Genomic DNA, 19,103 nt, shown 5'->3' with positions numbered 1-19,103 from the left:
GGGCCGCCGCCGCACGGGCGCGCGGCACGGGGCGCGTCACGGGGGCGCGGGGCCGGGCCACCTGAACCGCGGGCCCCGGACGGGGTGCGAGCATGGGCACCATGGCTACTCACCTGATCACCGGTGCCGGATCCGGCATCGGCGCCGCCGTCGCGGCCCGCCTGCACGCCCGCGGCGACGACCTCGTCCTCCTCGCCCGCGACGCCGGCCGGGCCCGCCAGCTCACCGACCGTTACCCCGGGTCCACGGCCCTCGTCGGGGACCTCGCCGACCCCGACCGGCTCTCGTGGGCGTTCTCCAAGCAGGCGGTCCCGGAGCGGATCGACTCGCTCCTGCACATCGCCGGGATCGTCGACCTCGGCCCCGTCGGCGACCTGCGCCCCAAGACCTGGCACCAGCAGCTCAACGTGAACCTCATCGCCCCCGCCGAGGTCACCCGGCTGCTGCTGCCGACCCTGCGCGCCTCGCGCGCGGACATCGTCTTCGTGAACTCCGGCGCCGGTCTGCGCGCCCACGCCGACTGGAGCGCGTACGCCGCCTCCAAGCACGGGCTGAAGGCCCTCGCCGACTCCCTGCGCGACGAGGAGAAGCCGAACGGCATCCGCGTCACCTCCGTCTATCCGGGCCGCACCGCCAGCCCCATGCAGGCCAAGGTCCACTCCCAGGAGGGCAAGGACTACGACCCCGCCGCCTGGATCGACCCCGAGTCCGTGGCCACCACCATCGTCATGGCCGTCGACCTGCCCCGCGACGCCGAGGTCAACGACCTGACCGTCAGGCCCGGCCGATGAGCGCGGGTGCCACCGGAGTCGGCTCGCTGCCCGGCGGCGACGCCCGCGAGGCCGCCAGGACCGTCACCGGTTCCTTCGAGGACTTCCCGTACCTCGCCGAACTGCCCGCCCGCGGCCCCGGCGCCGACATGATCGGCCGCTCCCTCGGGCTGCTCGTCGACATGTACGCGCACGTCGAGCCGAGCGGCTGGCGGATCAGCGACCGGCCGGGCCGCGACAGCCGGCGCGCCCGGTCCTGGCTCGGCGAGGACCTGGACGCCCTGGAGGAGTTCACCCAGGGCTACGAGGGACGGCTCAAAGTCCAGGCCGTCGGCCCGTGGACGCTCGCCACGGCCCTGGAACTGCACGGCGGCGAAGCCGTGCTCCAGGACCCCGGCGCCTGCCGCGACCTGGCCGGATCGCTGGCCGAGGGCCTGCGCGACCACCTGGCCGACGTGCGCAGGCGGATTCCCGGAGCCGAGATCGTCCTCCAGCTCGACGAGCCCTCCCTGACCGCCGTGCTGCTCGGCCGGGTCCGCTCCGCGAGCGGCTACCGGACCTACCGCGCCGTCGACCGGCAGGTCGTCGAGGGCGCGCTGCGCGACCTCCTCGCCGTCCACGACGGCGAGGTCGTCGTGCACTCCTGCGCGCCCGAGGTCCCCTTCGCCCTGCTGCGCCGGGCCGGCGCCACGGGCGTGTCGTTCGATTTCTCCTTGCTCACCGAGCGCGAGGACGACGCCATCGGGGAGGCCGTCGAGGACGGTACGAAACTCTTCGCCGGAGTGGTGCCCGGGACCGACGGCCCGTTGTCGGACCCGGGCGGTAGCGTCATGGGTGTCAGGAAGCTCTGGCGCAGGCTGGGACTGGCCCCGGGGACTCTGGCGGAGTCCGTCGTGGTCACCCCGTCGTGCGGTCTGGCGGGGGCGTCGCCCGCCTACGCCCGCGCGGCGCAGGCGCATTGCGTCAGAGCGGCGAGGTCGCTCGCCGACAACCCTGAGTGACGGTCGGGACGGGCCCACGGGAGGACACGGCATGGCAGCCGAACAGCAGGACACGGCAGCACCGGCGGCGGTGCGCGAGCAGCACGCGCTGCTGGCCGAGCAGATCGAGGAGCACCGCTTCCGGTACTACGTGAACGACCAGCCGGTCGTCAGCGACGCCGAGTTCGACACGCTGCTGCGCTCGCTGGAGGCGCTGGAGGAGCAGTACCCGGAGCTGCGCACGCCCGACTCGCCCACCCAGAAGGTGGCCGGGGCGTACGCGACGGACTTCGCCTCCGTCGTGCACCGGGAGCGCATGCTCTCCCTCGACAACGCCTTCGACGACGAGGAACTGGCCGCCTGGGCCGAGCGGGTGGCCCGCGACGTGAACACCGCGGACTACCACTACCTGTGCGAGCTCAAGGTGGACGGCCTCGCCGTCAACCTCACCTACGAGAACGGCCGGCTGACCCGCGCGGCCACCCGCGGCGACGGCCGCACCGGCGAGGACATCACCCCCAACGTCCGCACCATCGCCGACATCCCCGACCGGCTCAAGGGGGACCGGATCCCGGCACTCGTCGAGATCCGCGGCGAGGTCTTCTTCCCGATGGAGAAGTTCGAGGAGCTCAACGCCCGGCTGGTCGAGACCGAGGGCAAGCCCTTCGCCAACCCGCGCAACGCGGCCGCCGGTTCGCTGCGCCAGAAGGACCCGAAGGTCACCGCGAGCCGCCCGCTGCACATGGTGGTGCACGGCATCGGCGCACGCGAGGGTTTCGAGATCACCTGCCAGTCGCAGGCGTACGAGCTGCTGCACGAGTGGGGCCTGCCGACCGCGCGGCACAACAAGGTGGTCTCCTCCCTCGCCGAAGTCCGCGAGTTCATCGCCCACTTCGGTGAGAACCGGCACTCGGTGGAGCACGAGATCGACGGCGTCGTCGTCAAGCTCGACGAGATCTCGCTCCAGGGCCGGCTCGGCTCCACGGCCCGCGCCCCGCGCTGGGCGATCGCCTGGAAGTACGCCCCCGAAGAGGTCAACAGCAAGCTCATCGACATCAAGGTCGGTGTCGGCCGCACCGGCCGGGTGACCCCGTACGCGCAGGTGGAGCCGGTGACGGTGGCCGGCTCCGAGGTCGAGTTCGCCACCCTGCACAACCAGCAGGTCGTCAAGGCCAAGGGCGTCCTCATCGGGGACACCGTGGTGCTGCGCAAGGCCGGCGACGTCATCCCCGAGATCCTCGGACCGGTGGTGGACCTGCGCGACGGCAGCGAGCGCGAGTTCGTGATGCCGGCCGATTGCCCCGAGTGCGGGACGGAGCTGCGGCCGATGAAGGAGGGGGACATCGACGTCCGGTGCCCCAACGCCCAGACCTGTCCCGCCCAGCTGCGCCAGCGGCTGTTCTACCTCGCCGGCCGGCAGAGCCTGGACATCGAGAACTTCGGCATGGTGGCGGCCGCCGCGCTCACGGGTCCGCTGGAGCCGGCCGAACCCCCGCTGCTGGACGAGGGCGACCTCTTCGGCCTGACCGTCGAGCAGCTGCTGCCCATCAAGGCGTACGTCCTGGACCAGGACAGCGGCCTGCCCAAGCGGGACCCGAAGACGGGCGAGGAGAAGATCGTCACGGTCTTCGCCAACCAGAAGGGCGAGCCGAAGAAGAACGCCCTGGCCATGCTGGAGCACATCGCGGCGGCCAAGGACCGGCCGCTGGCGCGCTTCATCAACGGCCTGTCGATCCGGCACGTCGGCCCGGTGGCGGCGGAGGCCCTCGCCCGTGAGTTCCGCTCGATCGACCGCATCGAACAAGCCACCGAGGAGGAGCTGACGGCCACCGACGGCGTCGGCGCGATCATCGCCGCCTCCCTCAAGGAGTGGTTCGCCGTCGACTGGCACCAGGAGATCCTGCGCAAGTGGCGGGAGGCCGGAGTCCGGATGGAGGAGGAGGGTTCCGCCGAGGAGCAGGGGCCGCGCCCCCTCGAAGGGCTCACCGTCGTCGTCACGGGCACCCTGCAGAACCACACCCGCGACGGCGCGAAGGACGCGCTGCAGAGCCGGGGCGCCAAGGTGACCGGCTCGGTGTCGAAGAAGACCTCGTTCGTCGTCGTCGGCGACAACCCGGGCTCCAAGTACGACAAGGCCGTGCAGCTGAAGCTCGCCATCCTCGACGACGCCGGTTTCGAGGTCCTGCTGGAGCAGGGACCGGACGCGGCCCGCGAAGCCGCGCTCCCCCTGGACGGGGACGGCGAAGCGGAGTAGTACCCCACGAGGGAACCCTTCCGGGCGAGCGGACCCGGGATACGGATGCGTGGCGTGCGGCCGCACGGGCGGGCGCACGCCAGGCGCGGCGGGCGGTGGCAATCGGCCGGTACCGGGCTGTTCGCAGGGCGGTGACCTGTCGGATCATCGGAGGGACGGCCGGGGGGCCTGGTCCCAACTCACCCGTTCGGCGGATACCGTACTGATGACGATGGCTGGGTCGCATTCGGGCAACCGCCGCCGACCGCTGCCCTTGGGAGCCCTCCGCGTCCTACTGTTGAGGAGTGCGCCTGTCGTGCACGGCTGCGGGACGCGATGTCCGGCCGTGACGGCATGACATCGGCGCCACCGCGTGACATCGGCATCGCCGGCTGTGAGAGGGACGGGCATGAAACCCACCGAAAGCGCCGACCCGTCACCCGAAACCGGCGGGGAACGCCTTTCCCCGCGGGCGGGCCGGTTCGGTGTCCTGGGGTCCAGGGCGCCGGAGGCCCGACCGCTGGACAACGGCGCGTGCCCGGGCGGACAGGGGCGCGGCATCCTGCCGTTCGTCGTCGTGGGCCTGTCCTTCGTCGTCCTCGCGGCCGGCATCGTCTCGGCACTGACCAGCCGTCAGGCCCTGTTCCCCGGCGGCACGGTCGGCTGGGCCCTGGCCCTGCTGACCGGCATCATCGTCGGCCACCTCGTCGCCCTCGGCCGCGACCGGTGGTGGGGCGGCACCGGCTCGGGCGCAGCCCTCACCCTCGGCGTCCTCCTCCTCTACGGCTGGGTGCCCGCCGGACTCGTCTCACTCGCGGTGGTCTCCCTCGTCGGGGCCGCCCGCCGGCACCGCTGGCGCCAGGGCCTGCTGCACGGCTCCGTGGACATCCTCGGCATCGGCGCGGGCGCCCTCGTCCTCGGCGCGTTCGGCGAGCAACCGTCCGTCGAGACCCCGTGGCCGCCCGGCACCTGGGACCTGGAAGCCGTGCCCGAGGTCGTCCTCGTCGCCGTCACCTACCTCCTCGTCACCCGCCTCCTGCTGTGGCTCGCCCTGTCGCCGCGCGGCGGCGGCCTGCCCACCGTCGCCCGCACCGCCCTGCTCCGGCAGGCCTTAGTGGCGGTCGCACTGCTCGGCATCGCCCCCCTGATCTGCGTCGTCGCCGTCACGCAGCCCGTCCTGCTGCCGCTGTTCGCCGTACCGCTGATCGCCCTCGACTCCACCCTGTGGATCGCCCGGGCACGCGCCGAGGAGCAGCTGAGGGACCCGCTCACCGGGCTGCCGAACCGCCAGTGGCTGCTGGAGCGCGCCTGGACCGCCCTGGACGAGGCCGAACGCCTCGGCACGCGCGCGGCGCTCGTACTGATCGACCTGGACCGCTTCCGCGCGGTCAACGACACCCTCGGCCACCTCGCCGGCGACCGGCTGCTCCTGCAGATCGCCGACCGGCTGCGGCAGGCCCTGCCCGAGGACGCCGAGGCGGCCCGCCTCGGCGGCGACGAGTTCGCCGTCCTGCTGCCGGTGGCCGACTCCACCACCAGCGCCCAGCGGATCGCCCGCCACCTGGTGGCCGAGCTCAGCTCCCCCCTCGACCTGGACGGCCTCACCCTCGTCCTGGAGGCCAGCGCCGGCCTCGCCGTCTTCCCCGACCACGCGCTGGACGCGGAGGGGCTGCTGCGTCGCGCGGACGTCGCGATGTACCAGGCCAAGCGCGACCGCACCGGCGTCGAGGTGTACGAGTCCAAGCGGGACAGCAACACCCCCGACCGGCTCGGCCTCCTCGGGGACCTGCGCAGGGCGCTGGACGCCGGGGAAGTGGAACTCCACTACCAGCCGAAGGTCCGCTTCGACGGCCAGGTCGCCGGGTTGGAGGCGCTGGTGCGCTGGGTCCACCCGGAACGCGGCCGGGTGTCCCCGGACGAGTTCATCGCGATCGCCGAGACCTCCGGCCTGATGCCGCACCTGACCGAGTACGTCCTGGAGACCGCGCTGGCCCAGGTGGCCCGCTGGCGGGCCCAGGGCCTCAAGGTCCCGGTCGCCGTCAACGTGTCCCCGCGCGACGTCCACACCCCGGGCTTCGCCGGCGCGGTCGCCGCCCGGCTGGCCCGGCACGGGGTCCCCGCCAGCGGCCTCCAGCTGGAGATAACGGAACACGTCCTGCTGGAGGACCCCCAGCGGGCGGCCGACACCATGGCGGGCCTGGCCGGCCACGGCGTGAAGATGTCGCTGGACGACTTCGGCACCGGATACTCGTCACTGGTCCACCTGCGCCGGCTGCCGGTCAGCGAACTGAAGATCGACCGGTCGTTCGTGGGCCGGCTGGCGGTCGACGCGCAGGACGCCGAGATCGTCCGGTGCACGGTGGACCTGGCGCACTCGCTCGGCCTGCTGGTCGTGGCCGAGGGTGTCGAGGACGACGAGACGTGGGAACGGCTGCGGGACCTGGGCTGCGACGCCGTGCAGGGCTGGCTGGTCGCGGCCGCGATGCCGCCGCAGGAGGCCACGGCCTGGCTGCTGGCGCGCGGGGAACGCGGCTGGCGGCGCCCGGCGGACATCTCGGCCGAACTGGCGGCCGCGGAGGCCGACGCGGGCTGACCCCGCGAGGGTGCGCGGACGCGCCGCCGCCGGGGCCGGATTGCCCGCAGGGCAGTTCCCGCCCCGCCGGCGTTTGGGGCACGGGTCCGGGCGGCGCCCGCAATGCCCCGCGCAGCGGACCCGCACGGGCTTCCCGCACCGGCCCGCCGGTAACCGGTTTCACGCGTCAGGGGCCCAGCCCCATAGGATTGGGCCCGAAACCACACGCTCACCACCCCAGAGGATCGCTGCATGCCTGGCATCACGCGCGAGGAGGTCGCCCACCTCGCTCGGCTGGCACGTCTGGAGCTCAAGGCCGAAGAGCTGGATCACTTCGCCGGACAGCTCGACGACATCATCGGCGCGGTCGCCCGCGTCTCCGAGGTCGCCGACCAAGACGTTCCGCCGACCTCCCACCCGCTGCCCCTGACGAACGTCATGCGCGCGGACGAGGTCCGTCCTTCGCTCACCCCCGAGCAGGCGCTCTCCGGTGCTCCCGCCCAGGAGCAGCAGCGTTTCAAGGTGCCGCAGATCCTGGGGGAGGACTAACCACCATGACCGACATCATCCGGCTCACCGCCGCACAGACCGCCGAGAAGATCGCCTCCGGCGAACTCACGGCCGTCGAGGTCACCGAGGCCCACCTGGCCCGCATCGACGCGACCGACGAGAAGGTGCACGCCTTCCTGCACGTCGACCGTGAGGGCGCGCTCGCGCAGGCCCGCGCCGTCGACGCCAAGCGCGCGGCCGGCGAGAAGCTCGGCCCGCTGGCCGGCGTCCCGCTCGCCCTCAAGGACATCTTCACCACCGTCGGGGTCCCGACCACCGTCGGCTCGAAGATCCTCGAAGGCTGGATCCCGCCGTACGACGCCACCCTCACGCGCAAGCTGAAGGAAGCCGACGTCGTCATCCTCGGCAAGACCAACATGGACGAGTTCGCCATGGGGTCCTCCACCGAGAACAGCGCCTACGGCCCCACCGGCAACCCCTGGGACCTCACCCGGATCCCCGGCGGCTCCGGCGGCGGCTCCGCGGCCGCGCTGGCCGCCTTCCAGGCGCCCCTGGCCATCGGCACGGACACCGGCGGCTCCATCCGCCAGCCCGCCGCCGTCACGGCCACCGTCGGCGTGAAGCCCACGTACGGCGGTGTCTCCCGCTACGGCATGGTGGCCTTCTCCTCCTCCCTCGACCAGGGCGGCCCCTGCGCCCGTACGGTCCTGGACGCGGCCCTCCTCCACGAGGTCATCGCCGGCCACGACCCGATGGACTCCACCTCCGTCGACGCCCCGGTCCCGCCGGTCGTCGAGGCGGCCCGCAACGGCTCCGTCGCCGGCATGCGCGTCGGAGTGGTCAAGCAGTTCGCCGGCGAGGGCTACCAGGCCGGCGTCGTCCAGCGCTTCAACGAGTCGGTGGAGCTCCTCAAGGAGCTCGGCGCCGAGATCGTCGAACTGGACTGCCCGTCCTTCGACCTGGCCATGGCCGCGTACTACCTGATCGCCCCGTCGGAGGCCTCCTCCAACCTGGCCCGCTTCGACGCCATGCGCTACGGCCTGCGCGTCGGCGACGACGGCACCAAGTCCGCCGAGGACGTCACCGCCCTGACCCGCGAAGCCGGATTCGGCGACGAGGTCAAGCGCCGCATCATCCTCGGCACGTACGCGCTCAGCTCCGGCTACTACGACGCGTACTACGGCTCGGCCCAGAAGGTCCGCACGCTCATCACCCAGGACTTCGAGAAGTCCTTCGAGCAGGTCGACGTGATCGTCTCCCCGACGACCCCGACCACCGCCTTCGCGATCGGCGAGCGCACCGACGACCCCCTCGCCATGTACCTCGCGGACCTGTGCACCATCCCGACCAACCTGGCCGGCAACTCCGCCATGTCGCTGCCCTGCGGCCTGGCTCCGGAGGACGGCCTCCCGGTCGGGCTGCAAATCATCGCCCCGGCGATGAAGGACGACCGGCTCTACAAGGTCGGCGCGGCCGTCGAGGCCGCCTTCATCGCACGCTGGGGTCACCCGCTGCTTGAGGAGGCACCGTCCCTGTGAGCACCAGTGCACTGTCCAAGGCCAAGGGCTTCAAGAAGTCCAAGACCGGCACCTACCTGTCGATCGGCACCACCGCCTTCGGCGCGCTCAGCGTGATCAAGCAGGTCAGGAAGGCCCGCTCCGAGAACGACGTGCTGAAGCTGGTCGACGCCGCCGTGTCCGCCGCCGCCATCGTCACCGGCCTCGCGATCCTGTACCGCGAGCTGAAGCGCCTGGGCGACGACGACGTCCTGCTGGGCTGAGAGGGAAAGTTTCACCGTGACCACCTTCACCGAACTGCTGTCGTACGAGGACGCTCTCGCCTCGTTCGACCCCGTCATGGGCCTGGAGGTCCATGTCGAGCTCGGCACCAGGACCAAGATGTTCTGCGGCTGCTCGACCGAGCTGGGCGCCGAGCCCAACTCGCAGACCTGCCCGGTCTGCCTGGGCCTGCCCGGCGCCCTCCCGGTCGTCAACGAGATCGGCATCGAGTCCGCCATCAAGATCGGTCTCGCGCTGAACTGCGAGATCGCCGAGTGGTGCCGCTTCGCCCGGAAGAACTACTTCTACCCGGACATGCCGAAGAACTTCCAGACCTCCCAGTACGACGAGCCGATCGCCTTCAACGGCTTCCTCGACGTGCAGTTGGAGGACGGCGAGATCTTCCGCGTGGAGATCGAGCGCGCCCACATGGAGGAGGACACCGGCAAGTCGCTGCACGTCGGCGGCGCCACCGGACGCATCCACGGCGCGTCCCACTCGCTGCTGGACTACAACCGCGCCGGCATCCCCCTGATCGAGATCGTCACCAAGCCGATCGAGGGTGCCGGGGAGCGGGCCCCCGAGGTCGCGAAGGCGTACGTCGCCGAGCTGCGCGAGGTCATCAAGGCGCTCGGCGTCTCCGAGGCCCGCATGGACAAGGGCCAGATGCGCTGCGACGTGAACCTGTCGCTGCGCCCGACCCCCGAGTCCGCGTTCGGCACCCGCAGTGAGACCAAGAACGTCAACTCGCTGCGCTCCGTCGAGCGCGCCGCCCGCTACGAGATCCAGCGCCACGCCGCGGTGCTCACCTCGGGCGGCTCGATCGTGCAGGAGACCCGGCACTTCCACGAGGAGGACGGCTCGACCACGGCCGGCCGCATCAAGGACAACGCCGAGGACTACCGGTACTTCCCGGAGCCCGACCTGGTCCCCGTGGCCCCGGCCCGCACCTGGGTCGAGGAACTGCGCGCCGGCCTGCCCGAGATGCCGCGCACGCGCCGCAACCGGCTCCGCGAGGAGTGGGGCGTCACCGAGCACGACATGCAGTCGATCCTCAACGCGGGCGCGGTGGACTCCATCGTCGCCACGACCGAGGCGGGCGCCGACCCGGCGGCCGCGCGCAAGTGGTGGATGGGCGAGCTGGCGCGCAACGCCAACGAGCAGGGCGTCGTCGTCGACGAGCTGCCGATCACCCCGGCGCAGGTCGCCCGGGTCGCGGCGCTGGTCGCGGCCGGAGAGCTGAACGACAAGCTGGCCCGCCAGGTGCTCGAAGGCGTCCTCGCCGGCGAGGGCACCCCGGACGAGGTCGTCGAGAAGCGCGGCCTGAAGGTCGTCTCGGACGAGGGCGCGCTGGGCGCGGCCGTGGACGAGGCCATCGCGGGCAACGCGGCCATCGCGGACAAGATCCGCGGCGGCAAGGTCGCCGCCGTCGGCGCCCTGGTCGGAGCGGTCATGAAGACCACCCGCGGCCAGGCCGACGCTGCGCGCGTCAAGGAGCTCATCCTGGAGCGCCTGGGCGTCTCCGAGTAGACGCGTACCGGCCCGCCCGCCCTTCGGGGCGGCCGCGGGCCGGACCGAGGGCGGCCCCGCACCGGACTTCCGGTGCGGGGCCGCCCCCGAAGGTGTCGTCCCCCTCGCTCCTGCCGTGCTCCGGGTGGACGGAACGACCGTGCCGACCCCCCCGGGGCGGCACGGCTCCACCGCCGTCCTGGCGGGCGGGCCGCCTGCGGCATCCGCGCCGCCGGGCGGACCGCTCAGCGGGTCAGCTGCGGTGCGGCGATCACGACGATGCCGTTGTCGCAGCCCTTCTCGACCTTGACGCGCAGCCGCAGGGCCCCGCTCACGTCCACCGACTTCGTGACCGGCTTGCCGAGTTCCACGAGCTCGGAGAAGGCGGCGGGCCGTCCGTCGAGGGAGATGCTGACCCTGCCCTTCTCGTTCGTCGAACCGTCGTCGATGCCGGCCGTGAACTCCAGGTGCTTCCACTCCCGGTTGAGGTCGAACTCCGCCGTCGCGTCGTAGTTGCAGCTGCGGTCCGCGACGAACGCGGCGCCGTACTGCTTCGTGTCGATCTTGGCGGAGCCCACCGTGAAACGGTCGAGTTCGGAGACCGGGCTCATCACCGTCAGGTCCGCGGCCTTGATGTCCGGCGCGATGCCCGACGGCGGCTGTGAACCCGAGGCACCGGGCTGGACGGCCGGATCGTCCGAGGCGCCGGGCGCCGGAGCCGAGGGCGTCGCGGACGCGGGCGTGCTCGCCACGGGAGCGGCGGGCTCGTCGCCCCCGGCCCGGCCCGCACCCTTCCCCTTGCCGCCCAGCAACTGCGCCCCGGCGACGGCGCCGGCCGTGAGCAGCAGGACCGCCGCCACCGCGCCGAGGACCAGCGCCGTACGCCGCCTCTTCTTCGGCGGTCGCGCCTGCGGCTGTGCCTGCGGCTGTGCCTGCGGCTGTGCGTGCGCGGCCGGCTGCGCCAGGGCGGCGGTCGGCGACTCCGGGCCGGGCACGAAGGGAGCCCCGTACCCCTCGGGCACCGTCGCCCGCACCGGATCGGGGGCGGGCGGGGCCGCCTGCGCGGGCGTCGCCGCCGGCTCCGCGGCGTGCGTGGACGCGGGCGGCTGTGCGGGGGCGGGCCGTGCGTACGCGGCCTGTGCCGGAGGCGCGGGTGCGGGCGTGACGGGGGGCGCCGTCAGGGGCTGCGGCGGAACCAGCGGCGGCGGGGGCGCGCCCGGCATCGGGGGCGCGGCCGGCGCGGCCGGACGCGACGTCGCGGTGGTCGTGGACACCACCGCGTGCCGGAGGTCCTTCATCCAGCCGGCCAGGCTCACCGGCCGCTTGCCGGGGTCCGCCGCGTAGACGGCGGTGATCCGGGCCCGCTGCTCCGCGTCCAGTACCGCGATCTGCGGCAGCGCCGTCACCGCGTCCGCCAGCTGCCCGGGCGTGGCGGGCGGGGACTGCCCGCTCAGCAGGAAGTACGCGATGGCCCCGAACGCGTACCGGTCCGCCCCCGGCGTCCGCTTGCCGTCGAAGACCTCGGGAGCCGCGTAGCCCGGGGTGAACCAGACCTCCGCCGTCTCGTGGTCGGCCGTCAGCTTGCTCAGGCCGAAGTCCACCAGCGTGGCCTGCCCGTGGGCGTCGACCATCACGTTGCCGGGGGACAGGTCACCGTGGATGACCTGGCGCCCGGACGGGGTGGCCTTCCCCGAGTGCAGCCAGTCCAGTACGTCGGCCAACTGCTCCAGCGTGCGCATCACCTCGCGCCGCTCGGCGGCGCTCGCGAGCGTCCGCTCGGCCCGCCAGTCCCGCAGGTCCAGGCCGTCGACGTGGTTCATGACGAGGACGAGCGCCCGCCCCGTGAGGGTCGAGGACTCCCCGGGCCGGTGGATCGGCGGGCCCTCGAAATGCTCCCGCACCCCGACCACGCCCGGCCGGTGCACGAAGCGCAGCAGCTCCGCCTGCTCGTTCCACTTCTGGCTGATGCGGTCGAAGATCTCGGGCGTGATGGTCGTCTTGGAGTCCAGCACCTTGACGACCACGGGCTCCGAGCCGCCCGCGAGCTCGATCTCGGCGAGGTAGAGCACGGCCTCCCCGCCGCGTCCGATGGACCGGAGCAGACGGTACCGGTCCGCCGCCGAATCCGGTCCGATGTGCAGGTTCTGACTGGTCAATTGCCCCCACCCCAGAGTGCTTTGAGAAGGCATCAGCTTCCAGGGGGGAGGTGCGCGGGGTCAATGGGAATCGGGGTCCCGTTCGGGTGACGGCCGCTCCGGGACCCACGGGGCCCGGGCGGCGCTGCCCGTGTGCCTTCCCCCAGGCGCGTTGGGTTAGGTTTGCCTCACCACAGGCGGGCAGGGAGGGGTCGGACATGGCGGTCGGCAAGGGCTGGGAGGGCGTGGTCCTCAAACTGCTGCGGGGCAGGGACTTCACGTTCACGGTCACCGGGGCGCAGGACGTCACGGCCGCCTACCGACGGATCCGCTTCACGGACGGCGGACTGCTGGCGGCCGCGGGCGAGTCACTGCACCCGACGATGTGGGTGCGCGTGTGGTTCGAGGGGGCGGGCCGACCGCACCAGCGGGCCTACACCCTCGTGGACCCGGATCCGCAAGCGGGCACGTTCTCCCTGGAGTTCGCCCTGCACGGCGGGGTCGCGAGCGCCTGGGCGCGCGCCGCGGCGCCCGGGGACACCATCGACGCGACCGTCCAGGGAACGGGCTTCACCGCCCCCGCCCCGGCTCCGGACCGGCTGCTGGTCATCGGCGACCCGGCCTCGCTCCCGGCGATCAACTCCCTGCTGGACTCCTTCCCGCAGACCGCCGCGACGATCTGGTTCGAGACGCAGCACGCCTCCGACGCGGACCTGCCGGTACGGCTGGACGCGGCCCGGCACGAGATCCGCCGGGTGCCGCGGGGCGGCACGGCGCTGGTCGACCGGGTCCGGGCCGAACTGCCGGTGCTGGTGGGGGACCCGTCGGCGGCGTACGTGTGGCTGGCCTGCGACACGGCGACGACGCGGACGCTGACCTCGTACCTGCGCAAGGAACTCGGCCTGCCGAAGCAGCGGGTGAACGGCCTCGGGTACTGGCGGGCGGGCGCGGGGGAAGGGGCCGCCGCGGCGTGAGGCCCGGCGCATGACGCGGGGCGTCCCCTGCGCACCGTGCCGGCCCGCGCCCGCGACCGCCGACGCGTGGTGCCCGGCGCCCGCAGCGGTCGGTCCGCGGGCACCGGGCGCGCGTCACGCTCCGGTCGTGCCGTCGACGGCCTCGCGCAGGAAGTCGGCGTGGCCGTTGTGGCGGGCGTACTCGTGGATCAGGTGCAGCATGAGCAGGCGCAGCGAGGCCTCCTTCTCCCAGCCCGGCACGTGGACGGTCACGTCCAGGGACCCGGCGGCCGCCTCGATCCTGCGGGAGTGCGCCACCTCGTTCTCCCACGCGGCGAACGCCTCGTCGCGGGTCGAGCCCGACGCGTCGTACGCGGCCTGGAAGTCGTGGTCGTCCGACCACAGGTGCGGGAGGTCGCGGCCGTCCAGGACGCGCCGGAACCAGTGCCGTTCGACCTCGGCCATGTGCCGGACCAGGCCCAGCAGCGACAGCGTGGACGGGGGCGAGGCGGCCCGGCGCAGCTGTTCGTCGTCGAGGCCCTCGCACTTCATGGCCAGGGTGGCCCGGTGGTAGTCCAGGTAGGCCCGGAGGGTCTCGCGCTCGTTTCCGGTCAGGGGCGGGCTGATGCGTTCCATGCCGTCGATCATGCCCGCGGCCCCGCCGGCGCGGTACCCCCTTCCGCGCGCGGGGGCCAGCCGCCCGCTCACGCCTGCCACTGGTACGGCACCGTCACCCCCAGTACCCCGAACCCCAGCCGCTCCAGGATCGGGCGGCTCTCCGAGGAGGCGTCCACCTGGAGGTACGGGATGCCCCGCTCGGCCGCGATGCGGGCGCGGTGGGCCACCAGCAGGCGGTAGACGCCCCGGCCCCGCCACGCGGGATCCGTACCGCCGCCCCAGAGGCCGGCGAACGGCAGGCCCGGCCGCATCTCCATCCGGGCCGCCGAGACCGGGGTGTCACCCGCCATCGCGAGCACGGCCGCGAGGGAGTCCGGCTCCTCCCGCAGCATGCCGAGCACCTGCTCCCGGATGTGCGGCCGGTCCGTCCCGAAGGCCCGCCGGTGGACCTCCATCATCAGGTCCACGCCGGCCTCGTCCGTCACCGCGCGCAGGGTGATCCCCGCCGGCGGTTCCACCGGCAGCTCCGCGAGCTCCGCGGCCAGGCCCACCATCAGCGTCTCGGCCGGCTCCGGTACGAACCCGGCCGCCGCCAGCCGCTCCCCGAGGTCCGCCGGCCCGTCGTGCCCGTACAGCTTCCACTCGAACTCCGACGCGCCGAGTCCGCCGAAGAACGCGACCTGTGCGGCGATCTCCGCGTCCGCGGTCCTCTCGTCGAGGTCCGACCAGAGGACGCCGTTCCAGCCCGACCCGGGCACGGACTGGCGTACGACTCCGCCCGCCCGCTCCACGCGGGCCCCCGCGGCGTCGGGCCGGGCGTCCCGGCGCATCACGGTGTCGTAGAGGTCCCGGATCCGCGTCAACGCGTCACGATCGATCGTCATCGGCCCAGCTGAGCAGCGCGACGGCGGGTCGCACAACTGCATTAGTCTCGCCCCGTGAACGCCGACGCCACCATCCACACCGGCAAGGCCGCTCCCGACGCGGCCGCCGACCGCGGCTGGCTCCTGGGCCACTTCAAGGACCCGGCCGACCCCCGCCACAGCGAGGACGTCGAGATCAAATGGGGGGTCCACCCGAAGGGCGACACCCGGGAGCGGTGGGCGACCGCGGAGCGGCGCACCGCCCTGCTGGTGCTGATCAGCGGACGCTTCCGGCTGGACTTCCCGGAACGCAGCGTCGTCCTCGCCGAACAGGGCGACTACGTGCTGTGGGGACGCGGCGTGGACCACTCCTGGTACGCCGAGGAGGACGCGGTGGTCCTGACCGTCCGCTGGCCCTCGGTCCCGGGCTACCGGGTCGACGGGCCCGGGGAACCGGAGGCCGTCGCGGCGCCCGGCTCCCCGGCGCCGTGACCAAGGTCCCGTACCACCCCGCCGACCTGTGACGATGCACACGAAACGGGCCGACGATCACAAAACGCTGAGATTGTGACGGTGCGCACCACCCGGGCCGAAACGGTGCGCACCACCCGGGCCGGAACCTCGGGGCGACCCGCCGGACCGCCGGCCGGGCCCTTCACGATCCGCAGTGTTCAGTTCACGTGATTCTTTGCGACGGGCCGTTCTCCCGCTAAAGATCCGAACCACCAGGGAGCACGTCCGTTGGCAGCAATCGCGCGGTGGTGCATGCGCCACCGACTCCTCGCCGTACTGATCTGGCTGCTCGCACTCGGCGCGAGCGCCGCGGCGGCGGGAACCGCGGGATCGGCGTTCTCCAACGACTACGAGGTGCCCGGCACCGAGTCCGCCAAGGCCCACGCCCTGCTGCGCGAGGGCTTCCACGGCCAGGGCGGCGACACCGACACCGTCGTGTGGCGGGCACCGGACCACCAGAACGCCCGCACCCCGGACATCGAAGCGCGCATGACCCGCGCCCTGGACACCATCGCCGCGCTCCCCGGCGTCGGCTCGGTCGCGGGACCGTACGGACCGGGCCCCGAGAGCGCCGCCCGGATCAGCCCCGACGGGCGCACCGCCTACGCCGTCGTGACCTTCGACCGGCAGGCCGACGCCGTACCCCCGGGCCAGGCCCGGGCGGTCGTCGAAGCGGCGAAGAACCCCGGCACCGAGGCGGACGGCCTGCGCGTCGAACTCGGCGGCCGTGCCATCGGCCTGACGGAGGCCCCCACCGCCCACCTCGCCGAGGTCATCGGTGTCGCCATCGCCGCCCTGGTGCTCTTCCTCGCCTTCGGCTCGCTCGCCGCGAGCCTGCTGCCCCTCGCGACCGCGCTGGTCAGCGTGGGCACCGCCTACTTCGGCATCACCCTGCTCGGGCACGCGATGCCGGTCGCCGACTTCGCCCCGATGCTCGGCACCCTCGTCGGCCTCGGCGTCGGCATCGACTACGCGCTGTTCATCGTCACCCGCCACCGCAAGGGCCTGCTGCGCGGCCTGTCCGTGGACGAGGCGGCGGAGAGCGCCGTCGCCACCACCGGCCGGGCCGTCGTCTTCGCCGGGGGCACCGTCTGCATCGCCCTGCTCGGCATGCTCGTGCTGCGGCTGAACTTCCTCGACGGCGTCGCGATAGCCGCCTCCGTCACCGTGGTCCTCACCGTCGCCGCGTCCGTCACCCTGCTCCCGGCGCTGCTCTCGTACATCGGGACGCGCGCGCTGTCCCGCCGCGAGCGCCGCAGGCTCGCCGCCGAGGGACCGCGGCCCGAGCGGACCACCGGGTTCGCCGTCCGCTGGTCCGCCTTCGTGGAACGCCGCCCCAAGCTGCTGGGCGCCGTCGCCACCGTCGTCATGCTGGTGCTCGCCCTGCCCACCCTCTCCCTGCACCTCGGCACCTCCGACCAGGGCAACAACCCGGCCGGCTCCACCACCCGGCAGGCGTACGACCTGCTGGCGCAGGGGTTCGGCCCCGGCACGAACGGCCCGCTGACCGTCGTCGCCCGCCTCGACGGCGCCGGGGACCGGCTCGCCGCCGGGCGGCTGGCCGAAGCGCTCCGTGCGACGGAGGGCGTGGCCTCCGCCGGCCCGGCCGTCTTCAACCGGAGCGGGGACACGGCCGTGGTGACCGTCGTACCGGACTCCGCCCCGCAGTCCCGGGACACGAGCGCCCTCGTCGACATCCTGCGCGCCGAGGTCGTCCCGCGCGCCGCGGACGGCAGCTCCATGCAGGTCCACGTGGGCGGGGTGACGGCCGGCTACGACGACTTCGCCGAGGTCATCGTCGGCAAGCTGCCGCTGTTCGTCGGGGTGGTCATCGCCCTCGGCTGCGTCCTGCTGCTGCTGGCCTTCCGGTCCATCGGCATCCCGCTCAAGGCCGCCGCCATGAACATCGCCGCCGTCGCCTCCTCCTTCGGTGTGGTCGTGGCGATCTTCCAGTGGGGCTGGGGCAGCGAACTGCTCGGCCTCGGCAGCGCGGGGCCCATCGAGCCCTTCCTGCCCGTGATCATGGTGTCCGTGCTCTTCGGCCTCTCGATGGACTACCAGGTCTTCCTCGTCAGCCGGATGTACGAGGAGTGGCTGGAGACCGGCGACAACCGGCGCGCCGTCCGCGTCGGCCTCGCGGAGACCAGCCGGGTCATCAACTCGGCGGCCGTCATCATGATCTCCGTGTTCCTCGCCTTCGTCCTCAGCGGCGACCGGATCATCGCGATGTTCGGCATCGCGCTCGCCGCGGCCGTGGCGCTCGACGCCTTCGTACTGCGGACCCTCCTGGTCCCGGCCCTGATGCACCTGCTCGGCGGCGCGAACTGGTGGCTGCCCGGCTGGCTCGACCGCCGACTGCCGCGGATCAGCATCGAGCCCCCCGAACAGCGCCCGGACACGGTGCTTCCGGGGCAGCGGCCCACCGCGGGAACGGCCTCGGGAACGGTCTCGGGAACGGCTTCGGAGACGGCCACGGAACGCGCCGCGGAAACCTCCGCGAGGGCCGGCCGGACGTAGCCGCGGTCCGGACCGCCGGCGTCCTTCGGGGCGCCGGGAGCCGAAACTCAAGCCCGGCACGCCGTCCGCACCGAATTCTCATGGACCTCTCAGACAGGCCGCCTACGGTGCCCGGCATGGACACCAAGAAGACCCCCGCCCCGAACGCCCCCGAGGCGGAGACCACCCCCACCGACCTCACGAAGGCCGAGGCCCCCCAGCCCGCCGGGGCCGAGACCGCGACCGCGCCTGCGACCGCGACCGCGCCTGTGACCGAGACCGCGCCCGCGGACGGCACCGCCGCCGTGAACGACGCCGAGCCCGCGGACCAGGACCTCGACGAGGGCGACGAGGACGACGCGTTCGACGAGGACCACGCCGACGAGGAGGCGCGGTCCGGCGGCGTCGGAGCGGCCGCGTCCGCCGTCGTGGCCGCCGGCCTCGGGCTCGTCGCGCTCAGCGGCAGCTGGGGTTCCCGTGTCCTGGCCGAGCGCCAGACCCTCATCGGCCAGATCCAGGGCGACAAGTCGGCCCCGCCGGCGGACCAGATCTCCGCCCTGTACGGCGACGCCTGGCAGCTGACCGCCCTCGCCAACGGCGTCCTGTCCACCCTCGCGCTGCTCGTCGCCGTCTTCGTCCTGGCCCGACCCGCCTTCGGCGCACCCGGCCGCACCCTCCCGGCCTGGGTCCGGTCCGTCGCCTGGGCCGCCGTCGTCCTCGGCGGCCTCGGCATCGTCGTCTTCGGGGCCATGTACTTCCTGCCGCTCCCGTCGGTCCCGGCGGCGCCCACGCCGTGACCCGCCCGCCGTCCGGGGCCCGGCTCCGGCCCCCGGACGGCCGCCTTAGGCACCCAGCACCGGCCGGCAGCCCGGTCTAAGGCCCCGCGCACCCCGCGCATGCGGCATGCTCCCGATGTGCCGGCACCCCCTGGGACGCGAATCTCGGAACACACCGAACGAGGTGTCCGAGAACGACGCGACCAGGGAGCACGAGATGTTCGAGTACGAGATGGCCACCGCCCGCCACGCCGAGCTCATCCGCGAGGCCGACGCGTACCGCCAGGTCCGGGAGGCGAGGAAGGCGCTGCGCCGCACCTCCTCCCGGAGCCAGGAACCCGAAGGGTCGGTGAGGAGCCGCCGGAGCCGCTTCGTCCGCGCCGCGTAGTCCGCCCCG

At 73.3% G+C, this 19,103-nt stretch carries 16 protein-coding genes; 13 read left to right on the top strand and 3 right to left on the bottom strand.

The features are described from left to right. Nucleotides 1–101 precede the first annotated feature (101 nt). The 8 genes from ACFWW8_RS12985 (at nt 102) to gatB (ending at nt 10,373) form a co-directional block, all read left to right on the top strand. Nucleotides 102–791, top strand: a complete 690-nt coding sequence (locus tag ACFWW8_RS12985) for an SDR family oxidoreductase (protein ID WP_386527428.1) — start codon at nt 102–104, stop codon at nt 789–791. After that, a complete protein-coding gene (locus tag ACFWW8_RS12980; RefSeq protein ID WP_386527425.1) occupies nt 788–1,771 on the top strand; it encodes a methionine synthase in 984 nt (327 codons plus the stop codon). The genes ACFWW8_RS12985 and ACFWW8_RS12980 overlap by 4 nt, the downstream gene beginning before the upstream one ends. A 31-nt stretch (nt 1,772–1,802) precedes the next feature. Beyond that, nucleotides 1,803–4,004, top strand: coding sequence for an NAD-dependent DNA ligase LigA (gene ligA / locus ACFWW8_RS12975; RefSeq protein ID WP_386527424.1), 2,202 nt, complete (start codon nt 1,803–1,805; stop codon nt 4,002–4,004). A 388-nt stretch (nt 4,005–4,392) separates the two neighbouring features. Next, nucleotides 4,393–6,576 carry a putative bifunctional diguanylate cyclase/phosphodiesterase gene (locus ACFWW8_RS12970; RefSeq protein WP_386527422.1) on the top strand — a complete coding sequence of 728 codons (2,184 nt, stop codon included), beginning with the start codon at nt 4,393–4,395 and terminating at the stop codon, nt 6,574–6,576. 231 nt (nt 6,577–6,807) lie between these two features. Next, nucleotides 6,808–7,104, top strand: a complete 297-nt coding sequence (gene gatC, locus ACFWW8_RS12965) for an Asp-tRNA(Asn)/Glu-tRNA(Gln) amidotransferase subunit GatC (protein WP_010984178.1) — start codon at nt 6,808–6,810, stop codon at nt 7,102–7,104. 5 nt (nt 7,105–7,109) lie between these two features. Further along, nucleotides 7,110–8,603, top strand: a complete 1,494-nt coding sequence (gene gatA, locus ACFWW8_RS12960; protein ID WP_386527419.1) for an Asp-tRNA(Asn)/Glu-tRNA(Gln) amidotransferase subunit GatA — start codon at nt 7,110–7,112, stop codon at nt 8,601–8,603. Then, a complete protein-coding gene (locus ACFWW8_RS12955; RefSeq protein WP_386527417.1) occupies nt 8,600–8,845 on the top strand; it encodes a hypothetical protein in 246 nt (81 codons plus the stop codon). The genes gatA and ACFWW8_RS12955 overlap by 4 nt, the downstream gene beginning before the upstream one ends. Nucleotides 8,846–8,861: 16 nt before the next feature. After that, on the top strand, nt 8,862–10,373 hold the full coding sequence (gene gatB, locus ACFWW8_RS12950; protein WP_386527414.1) for an Asp-tRNA(Asn)/Glu-tRNA(Gln) amidotransferase subunit GatB: 1,512 nt from the start codon (nt 8,862–8,864) through the stop codon (nt 10,371–10,373). 224 nt (nt 10,374–10,597) lie between these two features. Here gatB and ACFWW8_RS12945 read toward each other — a convergent pair whose 3' ends face one another. Beyond that, nucleotides 10,598–12,508, bottom strand: coding sequence for a protein kinase (locus ACFWW8_RS12945; protein WP_386527411.1), 1,911 nt, complete (start codon nt 12,506–12,508; stop codon nt 10,598–10,600). Nucleotides 12,509–12,705: 197 nt separating this feature from the next. Between ACFWW8_RS12945 and ACFWW8_RS12940 the strand changes: the two genes are divergently transcribed. After that, the gene (locus ACFWW8_RS12940; protein WP_386527408.1) at nt 12,706–13,461 is read left to right on the top strand and encodes a siderophore-interacting protein; all 756 of its coding nucleotides are present in this window, start codon (nt 12,706–12,708) and stop codon (nt 13,459–13,461) included. Nucleotides 13,462–13,575: 114 nt separating this feature from the next. Here ACFWW8_RS12940 and ACFWW8_RS12935 read toward each other — a convergent pair whose 3' ends face one another. Both ACFWW8_RS12935 and ACFWW8_RS12930 read right to left on the bottom strand, forming a co-directional pair. After that, nucleotides 13,576–14,076 carry a DinB family protein gene (locus ACFWW8_RS12935; RefSeq protein ID WP_386527406.1) on the bottom strand — a complete coding sequence of 167 codons (501 nt, stop codon included), beginning with the start codon at nt 14,074–14,076 and terminating at the stop codon, nt 13,576–13,578. Between the two features lie 68 nt (nt 14,077–14,144). Further along, nucleotides 14,145–14,942, bottom strand: a complete 798-nt coding sequence (locus ACFWW8_RS12930; RefSeq protein ID WP_386527403.1) for a GNAT family N-acetyltransferase — start codon at nt 14,940–14,942, stop codon at nt 14,145–14,147. A gap of 54 nt (nt 14,943–14,996) precedes the next feature. On the opposite strand from ACFWW8_RS12930, the gene ACFWW8_RS12925 reads away from it, so the two are divergent. From ACFWW8_RS12925 to ACFWW8_RS12910, 4 genes are all read left to right on the top strand, one after another. Continuing rightward, the gene (locus tag ACFWW8_RS12925; RefSeq protein WP_386527400.1) at nt 14,997–15,413 is read left to right on the top strand and encodes a signal peptidase I; all 417 of its coding nucleotides are present in this window, start codon (nt 14,997–14,999) and stop codon (nt 15,411–15,413) included. Between the two features lie 249 nt (nt 15,414–15,662). Beyond that, nucleotides 15,663–17,951: an MMPL family transporter gene (locus ACFWW8_RS12920; protein ID WP_386527397.1), complete on the top strand. Its 2,289-nt coding sequence runs from the start codon at nt 15,663–15,665 to the stop codon at nt 17,949–17,951. 116 nt (nt 17,952–18,067) lie between these two features. Then, on the top strand, nt 18,068–18,727 hold the full coding sequence (locus ACFWW8_RS12915) for a hypothetical protein (RefSeq protein WP_386527394.1): 660 nt from the start codon (nt 18,068–18,070) through the stop codon (nt 18,725–18,727). A 163-nt stretch (nt 18,728–18,890) separates the two neighbouring features. Then, on the top strand, nt 18,891–19,094 hold the full coding sequence (locus tag ACFWW8_RS12910; RefSeq protein ID WP_386527391.1) for a hypothetical protein: 204 nt from the start codon (nt 18,891–18,893) through the stop codon (nt 19,092–19,094). Nucleotides 19,095–19,103: the final 9 nt, after the last annotated feature.

Origin of the sequence: Streptomyces sp. NPDC058701 (assembly GCF_042715295.1) — a bacterium.
Classification (GTDB): domain Bacteria; phylum Actinomycetota; class Actinomycetes; order Streptomycetales; family Streptomycetaceae; genus Streptomyces.
Note: the sequence above shows the minus strand (reverse complement) of the source record. Positions and strands in the feature narration are given on the sequence as shown.